Consider the following 10,751-nt stretch of genomic DNA (forward strand, 5'->3'; position numbering starts at 1 on the left):
GCGGAAACTGCGGAGCTGGCCCTGTCCCTCGCATCGCCGCTTCAGGTGCTCGTTCCCTCTTTCAGCGCGGCTTTCGCAGACGGCGCGCGGGCGCCGACCATCCAGCAGGCAGCGGTATAGCGGACGAGAGCTCCGTGCACGTAGGGCTCAAAAGCGGCGCGGACCGTTTTGATGACCTCTGTGCGAGTCCGGTCGTCCGCCTGTTGAAGGATCATGCCGACCGGACCGAGCCGCGTCAGGTAACGGATGAGCTCTTTCTCGGGCAGGGCGCAGGCGACGTCGATCGGCTGAATATCGATCTCGGCCCAGCCGCTCTCCTCCAGGATGTTGTGAACCCGGCGCCGGTCCGCAAAGGCAAACTGCCCCGGCGCGTCCGGTCGGCGGGCGGGGAGGTTTGGCAGGAGAGGGGCCGCGGCCCGCTCGGCCGTCGTCATGAACGGGTTTTCCGCAGCACTCCGCCATGCGATGAACCGGAGCTCGGCGTCGTCCTTTGCGGCACGGCGCAGGTTCGTGAAGGCCCGGACGGGGTCGTCGAAGAACATGACGCCGAAGCGCGAAATGATCATGTCGAAGCTCGCGGGCTCGAACGCATGGATCTGCGCGTTTTCGCGGATGAAGCTCGCCGGCACGTTTTCCCGTTCGGCGCGCGCTCGGGCGGCGGCGATCATCGGATCGGAAATGTCGATGCCGACGCAGCGGCCGTTCGCTCCGAGCACCCGCGCGACGGCGAGCGTCGTGCCGCCCGTGCCACAGCCGACGTCGAGCACCTGGCCTGCGGACCTCGCAGAAACCGCTTCGACGAGCAGGTCTGCGAACGGTTCGAACATCTGGTCGAGCAGCTCCTGCGCCTCGACCCAGGCACGTCCGGCGAGGCCGTTCCAAAGCGTCGCCTGCTCGTTGTCGGTATGGTTCGTTACGCTCATGGTCGTCTCCTTTGGCTTGCCATCAAGAAGCGGAAGCTGCACGGTGCCACTTCAAGTCGACTTGAGGTCAAGAGGGTGAGAGACCTGGACATAGCGGAGGTGGCGCGGCGGTCCGGCGTGCCTGCCTCGACGCTGCGGTTCTACGAGGAAAAGGGGCTGATCGCCTCCATCGGCAGGCGGGGTCTGCGCCGTCTGTTCGATCCCGCCGTGCTGGAACGGCTGGCGCTGATCGCGCTGGGGCGCCAAGCGGGCTTTTCGCTCGATCAGATCGCGCTCATGTTCGCGCCGGACGGGCGGCCGCGCATCGACCGGCAGATGCTCACGGCCAAGGCGGAGGAGCTCGACAGGACGATCCGAAAACTGAGCGCCATGCGTGACGGCCTCCGGCACGCCGCCGCGTGCACCGCGCCGAGCCACATGGAATGCCCCACCTTCCGCCGCCTCCTGCGGGCCGCCGCGTCTGGAGCCATGGGAGCGCGGCGGAGGAGGGCTCCGCAGCCGCCGCGGAGCTAGCCAGAGGCCGACGCGTCAGAAGGAGTGCACCACCTTGCCCTCGCGCTTCACCCGCACGAGGTGTTTTCCTTCGAAGGCGTACGATCGGCTGGTCACGACCTCCGACGGCGTCTGCTTCACGGACTTGTCCTTGTCTTCACGCGCGAGATCACCGTAAAACGAGATCTCGTCGCCCTTGGCGAGCTGCATCGAGGCAGGGAGGTCGACAAACGTGACCTCCGCGATGCGGATGTTCGTCTTCGAACCTACCTTGCAGTTGCGGCCGTAGATGGGATTGTTGTTGATGTCGTACGACTCGATGACGCCCGTCGAGCGGCAATCGTAGTTGAACGGTTCGGTGTTGCGCTGCTCGCCGACGATCACGACTTTGTCGCCGTCGCGCCGGACGGCGGTGATGGTGTAGGGCGCGGTGTAGAAGAGCTTGGGCGCCTTGGGCTCGCGATCGAGCGTCCCCATTTCGAGCCTGGGGATCTTCCATCCCTGGATCGAGAGCGCCGCCGTCGATTGTGGTTGCAGGCTCTTCAGCTTCTTGTCGACCTCGGCGTGGCGCTCGGCGGCGACCGGCCAGCGCGCCGGCGCGTCGCGGCCGGGCTCCCAGCCGCCGACATCGGGCAGCTTCGGCGTGTGGTGCGTGCCGGTGACCTGGGCGTATGCGCAGAAGGCGTCACGCTCGAACGTCTTGTCCTCGGACCACGGCCGGCCGAAGCGCGAAAACTTCTCGACCTGATCCCCCACGGGCTTCACGTAATCGGCGAGCGCGTACTCGTGCCCGGTGTCGCGGTGCACCTGGAAGAGGGCGGCGACGATTTCGTAGGGCAGGCCCACCCAGGCCATGGGATGCGAGTCGTGGAGCTTCAGGCCTTTTTGCTCGGCCTCCTTCGCCACGTCGGACAGGAGCGCGCTCAGGCCCGCGGCCTGCTCGTAGTAGTTGCCCTGCTTGCGCAGCGCCTCGAACCGCGGGCGGTGTTTTCCCTCGATGGCGGCCCAGCCTTTGCGATAGTCCTCGTAGTCGGCGAAGCATTGCTTTTGCCAGGTGCGGTTGACGGCGGCCTGGGCGAACGCGTTCATGAGCTCGATGGTCGAGAGGTCGTTCGACCAGCCGGGGATCCACTCCGGATCGACGTTCCCGCGCTTGAACAGCCCCGTATGATCGACGCCGGCCTTCTGGAAGAACGCGAGGCCGCTCGGGCGTGTCTGCGTGCAGCAGGTGTAGTCGATGGTCGCGTAGAGCTCGAGGAGCTCCTTGTCGGTCGACTTCGCGCCGGAGGCCTGGCCGGAGCCGGAGGCCTGGCCGGAGCTCGCCGACGACTCGCCGGACGAGAGGGAGGGCAGGCCGTCCACCTTGATGAAGCCGCAGCCGGCGAGGAAGGTGGTGGCGAGCAGCGATGCGAGGAGCGTTCGTGTCATGGTCGGTGGTCTTCCGGGTGTGAATGGGCGGGCGCAGCCGCACGCGTCAGCAAGCGCTCGTCCCAGAGGACGGGGAGCCCCGCGCGCGTTTGCGTTTTTTGTTTGTCTGTGATCGCGCCCACGCTGTTTGGCCTGCGCCACGCTCTCCACGCGGGAGAGAAGGCTCCTTCAAAACATCCTTTTCCCACGGCCGCTCCCTCGACCCTCCTTCGAGCCTCCTCGGCCGGTGCACGCGTCGCCACTAGGCTCCGCACCATGAATTTCCGTGGAAGCGTGCCCGACGTCGGGATCGATGCGATTGCCTTGAGTGTGCCCCGCGGCTACGTCGAGCTGTCCGAGCTCGCCGAAGCTCGTGGGATCCCGCCGTCGAAATATTTGAATGGGCTCGGGATGCGCCGGATGGCGATCGCCGCGCCGGACGAAGATCCCGTGACGCTCGCCGTGAACGCGGCGCGCCGCCTCTTCGAGCGGTCCGGCGCGAGCCCCGCGGAGGTTGGCCTCTGCATCGTCGGCACCGAGACGGCGGTCGATCACTCGAAACCGGTGGCCGCGTTCGTCCATGGCATGCTCGGTTTGCCGAGCGCGTGCCGCATCTTCGAGGCCAAACACGCCTGCTTCGGCGGCACGGCGGGGCTTCTCTCCGCCGTCGATTGGATTGCCTCCGGCTCGGCGCGCGGCCGCGCGGCGCTCGTCGTCTGCACCGACATTGCACGATATCCCCTCCGTTCGGCAGGCGAGCCGACGCAGGGAGCGGGCGCCGTCGCTCTGCTCATTCGGGAAAACCCGCGGCTGCTCTCGCTCGACGTGGGCCAGACCGGCACGTTCGCGCGCGACGTGCACGATTTCTGGCGCCCTCTCCACCACAAGGAGGCCCTCGTCGATGGGCATTACTCGGTGCAATGTTATCTCGACGCCCTGGAAGGCGCGTACGACGCGTGGCGCCGCCTCGACGGCGCGACGGACGAGCCGCTCGTGCGGACCTGTTATCACGTGCCTTATGGCAAGATGGCCCGCAAGGCCCACCGCCATCACCGGATGATGGATGGCCTGACCGAGGAAGCCGCCGACGCGTCTTTCGTGGTGGAAGTGGAGCCGTCGCTCGATCTGCCGTCCCGGATCGGCAATGTCTACACGGGCTCGCTTTACCTCGCGCTCGCGTCCCTGTTGAACACGCAAGCGCGGGAGATCGCGGGCCAACGCATCGGTCTCTTCAGTTATGGATCGGGCTGCTGCGCGGAGTTTTTCGCCGGCAGGACGAACCCGGAGGCCGCCGAGCTCGTGGCTCGACTGGACATCGACGGGCCCCTGCGCGACGGCCAGCGAATGACGGTCGCCGAATACGAGCGGCTCCGCGCAGAGGACGCCGCCGCCGACGGCCGACCGGCGACCGAGCGCGCGCCCCGCGGGACGGCAAATGAAGGAGGACGGGCCGTGTATCTCGGGGTCGATTCGAACGAGCGGCGGGTATACGCCTACGCGTGACCGCCGGCGCGGAATGGGCTTGCGTTCCAGCGGCGCGCCTGCGGAGCGGTCGCCCCCGGCTCCTCGCGGATGCTCGATACGTTCGTCGAGTCCCCTCTCATGCGGGGCCCGTACGCCGCCCGCGAAGGGCGTGACAAAATGCCCGGTTGTACGGTAGTAGGGGAGCATGTCGACCCCTCTGCCTTCGCTCGTCGTCGTCGACCACGAGCACAACGGCGCTCGTGCCGCGTCGGACAACTCCCTGCGCGATCCGGTTTGCGCATTCTGCGCGCGAGGAATTGGCCTCGTTCGGGTCGTCGAGGGCCCGTTCTTCGCCGAACACCTGCCCATGCTCGATCCCAAGTGCGGTTCCGCGAGCGGGCTCACGAAGTACGACGTCGCCACGGTCGACAAGCAGAGCGGCAGCCTCGCGGCGTTTCTCCAAAACGCCCAGCCCGGTACGCTCTGGGACGCGTACACGGTACAGGCGAGCCGGAAACCGAAGCAGGTTCGGCAGGAGCCCGAGCCCTTCGGCCCCCTCCACCACGCCGCGGCCGAAACCGAGGTGTTCGCGAAGGTGCTCGAGGCGAAGGAGCGGTGGCTCGACGCCGTCGCCGCGCTCCTTCGAGGGGAGGACGAGCGGCTCGCGGTCGCCGCGGTGAAGCACCTGTCGCTCCGTCGACCGTATCCGCCGGCGTGGACGTTCAACCCCGCGGTGGCCGTACCGGAGGAGGCCATTGCGGCGTATCAGGCCTTCCGCACGGGCAAGGCCGAACGTTACCAGGGCGCCGACGCGGCGGGAGAAGCGGCGAGGTTCTCGCTCCTGCTCGAGGCGTGGGCCGACCGGCGCGCAAGTGTCGCCGATGAAGCCGTGGCGCAGCTCTGGGATGCGATCACGGGGAATATGGGCCTGAACGAGAGTCTTCGTGGCCTGCCGAGCGAGATGTTGACGCAAGGGATCGAGCTCATCGATCGTGAAGTCGCGTCGCTCGAGGCGGGCACCGCCGCAACGGCGAAGCTCGATTGGCGCAAGTCCCTTCTGCCTCGACACCAACGGATGGCCGACGCCTTCCGCGCGCTCCTGGCTGCCAAAAAGCCCGCGGCCAAGAAGGTGCCAGCGAAGAAAGCGGCCGCGGCGAAGGCGCCGGCGAAGAAGGCACCGGCAAAGAAGGCAGCCGCGAAAAAATCGACGACGAAATCCGCGACGCGCTGATGAGCTGTGAAAGCAGCATGAGCACGACAATCACGATGCTTTGGGGTGCATGACAGAAAGGGTCGTGGCGAGATGAGCGATGAGAAAGCCCGGGGCAGGTCGGGCGTGAAACAGTATTTCAAGTTCGGCGAGAGGCCATTTCTCAAGGGCGCGGGGACCAGGTCGCCCGAGGCGTGGTTCTTGGGCACCAAGGCCGAGAACGCGGACGAGCTCGAGAAGCTCCTCGTGGAGGCCATCCGCGACCATTCTTTCTGGAGGCGGAACTTCCACCCCCAGGATCCCACGCACATCACCGAGCAGGCGAAGCGGCACCCGGCCTACCTTCACGCGATGGATTCGCTGAAGGACAACCTGCGGTCGCTGATGTCGTTCCTCAAGAAGTCGGTGCCCTTCTTCAGCGGCCGGTATCAGGGGCACATGAACTGGGACACGTCGCTGCCCAGCATCCTGGGGTATTTCGCGGCGATGCTCTACAACCCCAACAACGTCGCATTCGAGGGATCGACGTCGACGACCATCCTGGAGATGATCGTGGGCGACGATCTGTGCCGGATGCTCGGCTACACCGTCCCGGAGGACGGCGACGCCACGAAGGGGCTCGTGAGGCCCTGGGGGCACATCACGAGCGGCGGGACCGTGGCCAACATCGAGGCCATCTGGTCGGCGAGGAATCTGAAGTTTTACCCGCTCTCGCTCCGTGATGCATTACGAGCCGAGCCCTCCCTCGCCGCGGCGCGTGACATCGAGGTGAGCACGTGTGACGGCAGGCGCGCGCGCCTCGTCACGCTCGACGCGTGGTCGCTCTTGAACCTGAAGGTGGACGACATCCTCGCGCTCCCCGAGCGCCTCACGGAGGAGTACGGCATTTCGAGCGACACCATCACGAAGGCCATGTCGGGCCACTCGCTCCAGCACCTGGGAATGCAGGAGCTTTTCCGGCGCTGCGGGGCGGACATTCCTGCTTCGCCGGTGATCCTCGTCCCCGCCACCAAGCATTACTCGTTTCCCAAGGCCGCGGCCGTGGTGGGGCTCGGCTCGGCGAACGTGCTCGACGTCCCCGTCGATTGCGACGCGCGCATGAGCCTGTCCGCGCTGGAGAAGATGCTGCGGGCGTGCCTCGCAGAGCGGCGGCCCGTGGTCACGGTGGTGGCCGTCATCGGCAGCACGGAGGAGAGCGCCGTGGATCCGCTGAAGGGGGTCCTCGAGCTGCGTTACAAGCTCCAGAAGGAGGGCCTGTCGTTCACGGTCCACGCGGACGCGGCGTGGGGAGGTTATTTCGCCTCGATCCTGCGGCCCGACGAGGGGCCACGCGTGCGGGACGAGCGCACGGGTCCGGTGCCCGAAATCGGGATGAGCGGGTACGTGACCTCGCAGTTCTCGGCGCTCGGCCGGGCGGATTCGATCACCGTGGATCCGCACAAATCGGGCTACATTCCTTATCCGGCGGGGGCGCTCTGTTACCGGAATTCGGCTATGCGCGACATGGTGACGTTCAAGGCGCCCTACATCCTCCACGGGGACGCCGAGCCCACGGTGGGGATCTATGGGCTCGAGGGCTCCAAGCCGGGAGCGGCGGTGGCGGCGGTGTACCTGAGCCACAAGGTCATTCGACCCACCCGGAGCGGATATGGGCAGATCCATCGGAGGACGCTGTTCAATTGCAAGCGGTTTTACGCGCGGCTGCTCAGCATGGCGGCTCCGGAGGATCGGTTCGTCGTGGTCCCGGTCCCGCGATTGCCCGCGGAGATCTCGGGCGCCGACGTGGAGACCGAGCGGCGGTTCATTCGCGAGCGTATCGATCGGCGCAGCGTCGACGATCTCCTGTCCGACCCGGAGGCGATGGCGCTCCTGCCCGAGATCGGGCCCGATCAGAACATCCTGACCTACGCCGTGAACTTCAGGCATCCGGACGGTTCGTTGAACACGAACCTCGATCTGGCCAATCGATTGAACAAGGCGATCTACGATCTCCTGAGCATCGATCCCGGAGACGACATCTATGGCTATCGAATGATCGTCAGCACGACGGACTTCAGCGAGGAGCACTACGGGAGCGTCTTCATCGAAGATTACAAGCGACGCCTCGGGGTCGCGTCGTCCCCCGGCACCACGATCACGGTGCTCCGGTCCACGACGATGGAGCCGTGGATCCTGGAGACGCCCGAGGGGTCGATGCTCGACGTGCTGGAGAACGAGCTCCGGGACGCGATCTTCAAATCGATGATGCGCGACTCGATGTTCCAGATTTTCGAGGAGATCGACGCCAACCGGGATGGCGTGCTCGACGTGGGCGAGGTGATGGCCAAATTCCGGGAGAAGGGCTATCGGGACACCGAAATCGACGAGTTCTTGCGCCTGTGCGACATCGACAGGAGCGGAACCGTATCCATCGACGAGTTCCTGGGCGCCTTCTCGCAGTTCGTGGCCAAGGGAGCGCTCACCGCCGCCCGGTGATGGCCCGCCGGCGGCTGCGCGTCATGAACAGGCCAAGTCCGAGGAGGAAGAGCGCCGCGCGGCTGTGATCGCCGGACCGAGCGCCCGGCACACTGCAATCGCAGCCACCCTCCTCGGACGAAGAACCGCCGCTGGTCGCGGCGCTGCCGCCGCTGCCACCCGCGCCTCCCATACCGCCTGCACCGCCTGCACCGGCGCTGCCTCCCGCACCACCGCTGCCACCCGCGCCTCCCATACCGCCTGCACCACCGCTGCCACCCGCGCCGCCTGCACCGCCGCTGCCACCGGCTCCGCCGCTTCCGCCGCTGCCACCGGCTCCGCCGCTTCCGCCGCTGCCACCGGCTCCGCCGCTTCCGCTCATGCACACGCCGGCGGAGCAAGTCCCGCCGCTGCATACCGCGCCATCCGCAGCGCTGGCATCGGCAGGGCAATCGTTCGCGGCGCCGTCACAAGTCTCCACCACGTCGCACTCTCCCGAGGAGGCGCGGCATTCGGTGCCCATCGCGACCTTCGCGTCGGCGGGGCAATCGTTCGCGGCGCCGTCGCAGCTCTCGGAGACGTCGCATACGCCGGACGCCGCGCGGCATTCGGTGCCCATCACGACCTTCGCGTCCATCGGGCATTCCTTCGTGGCGCCGTCGCAGCTCTCGGCCACGTCGCACACACCCGCGCTCGCGCGGCACGACGTGCCCGCCGCGAGGGGCGCGCAGGTTCCGTCGACCGCCGCGCCCGCCGCCTTGCTACACGCCTGGCAATCGTTCGCGGCGGCGCCGCCGCAGGCCTCGTTGCAGCAGACGCCGTCGACGCAGAATCCGGTCTTGCAATCGGCAGCCGTCGCGCAAGAACCACCCTGGACCGACCGGACGTCGAACATGTATGCGGCGCCGGAGTTGGCCCCTTTGTCGTCGTCCTGAAATGCCCCGGCGATCGCCGTGCCCCCCGAAAGCCCGACCGAAGTCCCGAGGCGGTCGTCCGCCGCCCCGTCGCTCGCCACGAGCTTCGCCTGCTCGGTCCAGGTCGAGCCGTTTCGTACGAAGAGGTACGCCGCCCCGGAGCCCGCGGCCTGCGCGTCCCCGAGCGACGCGCCGAGCAGCGCCTTGTCCCCCTCCAAGGCGACGGACCAGCCGACCTGATCACTGATGTTCCCGTCGCTCGCGACGAGCTTCGCCTGCTGGGACCACGTCGCGCCGCTCCGCACGAACACGTACGCCGAGCCGGCATAACTCGCCAGCGCATCGTCCGCGAACGCGCCGATGAGCGCCGTATCCGACGAAACCGCCACTGCATGGCCGAACCTGTCGCTGACGGTGCCATCCGACGCCGTGAGCTTCGCTTGCTGGGACCATATCGTGCCGCTTCGCATGAACACGTAGGCCGCGCCGGCCTGGTTGGCCTTCCCGTTGTCATTTTCGGCCCCGATGAGCGCGTAGTCCCCGGACACGGCGACCGAAAAGCCGAACGCGGCCTGGTCATGGCCGTCGGCCGCCGCGAGCTTCGCTTGCTGCGTCCAGATGCCATCGTGCACGAAGACGTAGGCCGAGCCCGAATACGGGCCCATCGGGTCGTCGTTGTCCGCGCCGAGCACCGCGGTGGTGCCGTCGATGGCGACCGATTTCCCGAAGAGATCGGCGCCCGTCGCGCCATTCGCCACGAGCTTCGCCTGCTGGGTCCACGTCGCGCCGCTCCGCACGAACACGTACGCCGAGCCGCCGAGCTGATTGCTGTACGGCGCCCCGATGAGCGCCCGATCCCCTTCGATCGCGACCGCATATCCGAACCGGTCTCCGCCGATCCCGTCGTCCGGGACGAGCTTTGCTTGCTGCATCCAGCCGCCGCCCGCCCGCACGTAGACGTACACGCCGCCCGAGGCAGACCCCTTGTCGCTGTCCCAGGGCGCTCCCACGAGCGCGGTGTCCCCCGAGATCGCGACCGCGAGGCCAAAAAAGTCGCCCGTCGCGCCGTCGCCGGCCACGAGCTTCGCCTGCTGCGTGATCAGCGGATCGATGACGATCGGATAGACGGCCGCCGTGTCGTCGACGTGAATGGCGAGGCGCCCGTCCTCGATCGAGAGCCATGCCGATAGCTCCCTGCCCGTCGCATCGTTCGCATACAGATCCGAATACGCGAGCGCCCGACCGCCCGTATCGTCCAGGAGCTCGAGCGCGTCCGCGCGCCCATCGCCGTCCTCGTCGACGAGCGAAGCCCCCAGATCACCGCCAAGCTCGATCGTGATGACCTTCGTCCCCGCGCAGGAGGGCGCCCGCGCGAGCGTGAAGCCCTGTTCGAGGCCGAGAGGCCCATTCAGGTACCACTCGTCGAGCCCCTCTCGGTTGTAATGGACGCGGTTCCCCTCCGCCTCGGGCTGCGCCTCGTCGAGCGCATGCACGGCGGATTCACATCCGAGCCCCGCCGCGCGCATCGAGAGCGTGAAGCCGCCGCCCCGCGAGGTCACCGATACGCCGCTCGGATCGAGCACCGCCGAGAAGCCTTGCGCCTCGTTGTCCGCGCGCACGACGCCGGGGGACGGCGACGCCGCGGCATAACGCGGCGAAGCCCCGCGCTGCGTGGACGTGATGTACGCCGCGCGGAGCTCCTTCGATATCGCGCTGGAACTGCCACGCGCGGGTGGCTCGAGAAAGCTCGACGTTTTGCCGTCGGGGGCCGGCTCGCCGCCGCAGGCTGCCGTGGCAGCGCCGACGCCCAGGGCGAGGATGGAGCAGCGCCACCGAGAAGAATGCCTTCGCTCGTCTTTCATTGCATTTGCTCTTCGTTTGTGTATG

General features: G+C 67.4%; 7 protein-coding genes. 4 read left to right on the plus strand and 3 right to left on the minus strand.

Translation table 11 applies throughout. The annotated features are described in order from the left end of the window. Nucleotides 1-41 precede the first annotated feature (41 nt). A complete protein-coding gene (locus QHF84_RS26225; protein WP_281316156.1) occupies nucleotides 42-923 on the minus strand; it encodes a class I SAM-dependent methyltransferase in 882 nt (293 codons plus the stop codon). Nucleotides 924-998: 75 nt separating this feature from the next. Between QHF84_RS26225 and QHF84_RS26230 the strand changes: the two genes are divergently transcribed. Next, entirely contained in the window at nucleotides 999-1,436 is a 438-nt protein-coding gene (locus QHF84_RS26230; protein WP_348652880.1) for a helix-turn-helix domain-containing protein, read from the plus strand. Between the two features lie 15 nt (nucleotides 1,437-1,451). Here QHF84_RS26230 and QHF84_RS26235 read toward each other — a convergent pair whose 3' ends face one another. Continuing rightward, on the minus strand, nucleotides 1,452-2,843 hold the full coding sequence (locus QHF84_RS26235; RefSeq protein WP_281316158.1) for a hypothetical protein: 1,392 nt from the start codon (nucleotides 2,841-2,843) through the stop codon (nucleotides 1,452-1,454). A gap of 255 nt (nucleotides 2,844-3,098) precedes the next feature. Here QHF84_RS26235 and QHF84_RS26240 point away from each other — a divergent pair, with 255 nt between their 5' ends. The 3 genes from QHF84_RS26240 to QHF84_RS26250 all read left to right on the plus strand — a co-directional run bounded on the left by QHF84_RS26240 (nucleotide 3,099) and on the right by QHF84_RS26250 (nucleotide 7,971). Then, nucleotides 3,099-4,325, plus strand: a complete 1,227-nt coding sequence (locus QHF84_RS26240) for a hydroxymethylglutaryl-CoA synthase (protein ID WP_281316159.1) — start codon at nucleotides 3,099-3,101, stop codon at nucleotides 4,323-4,325. Nucleotides 4,326-4,491: 166 nt separating this feature from the next. After that, nucleotides 4,492-5,517 (plus strand): hypothetical protein, encoded by a 1,026-nt coding sequence (locus tag QHF84_RS26245; protein ID WP_281316160.1) that lies wholly within the window; start codon nucleotides 4,492-4,494, stop codon nucleotides 5,515-5,517. Nucleotides 5,518-5,589: 72 nt separating this feature from the next. Next, nucleotides 5,590-7,971: a pyridoxal-dependent decarboxylase gene (locus tag QHF84_RS26250; protein ID WP_281316161.1), complete on the plus strand. Its 2,382-nt coding sequence runs from the start codon at nucleotides 5,590-5,592 to the stop codon at nucleotides 7,969-7,971. Here the strand turns inward: QHF84_RS26250 and QHF84_RS26255 are convergent. After that, the gene (locus tag QHF84_RS26255) at nucleotides 7,955-10,726 is read right to left on the minus strand and encodes a hypothetical protein (RefSeq protein WP_281316162.1); all 2,772 of its coding nucleotides are present in this window, start codon (nucleotides 10,724-10,726) and stop codon (nucleotides 7,955-7,957) included. The genes QHF84_RS26250 and QHF84_RS26255 overlap by 17 nt on opposite strands. Between the last annotated feature and the right edge of the window lie 25 nt (nucleotides 10,727-10,751).

Origin of the sequence: Polyangium sp. y55x31 (assembly GCF_029946505.1) — a bacterium.
Taxonomy (GTDB): Bacteria; Myxococcota_A; Polyangia; order Polyangiales; family Polyangiaceae; genus Polyangium.

Bases quoted from the DNA above. Each gene is read 5' to 3' on its own strand.
- QHF84_RS26245 (WP_281316160.1), top strand. From the start codon at position 4,492: ATGTCGACCCCTCTGCCTTCGCTCGTCGTCGTCGACCACGAGCACAAC.
- QHF84_RS26225 (WP_281316156.1), bottom strand. From the start codon at position 923: ATGAGCGTAACGAACCATACCGACAACGAGCAGGCGACGCTTTGGAAC.
- QHF84_RS26235 (WP_281316158.1), bottom strand. From the start codon at position 2,843: ATGACACGAACGCTCCTCGCATCGCTGCTCGCCACCACCTTCCTCGCC.
- QHF84_RS26240 (WP_281316159.1), top strand. From the start codon at position 3,099: ATGAATTTCCGTGGAAGCGTGCCCGACGTCGGGATCGATGCGATTGCC.
- QHF84_RS26250 (WP_281316161.1), top strand. From the start codon at position 5,590: ATGAGCGATGAGAAAGCCCGGGGCAGGTCGGGCGTGAAACAGTATTTC.
- QHF84_RS26255 (WP_281316162.1), bottom strand. From the start codon at position 10,726: ATGAAAGACGAGCGAAGGCATTCTTCTCGGTGGCGCTGCTCCATCCTC.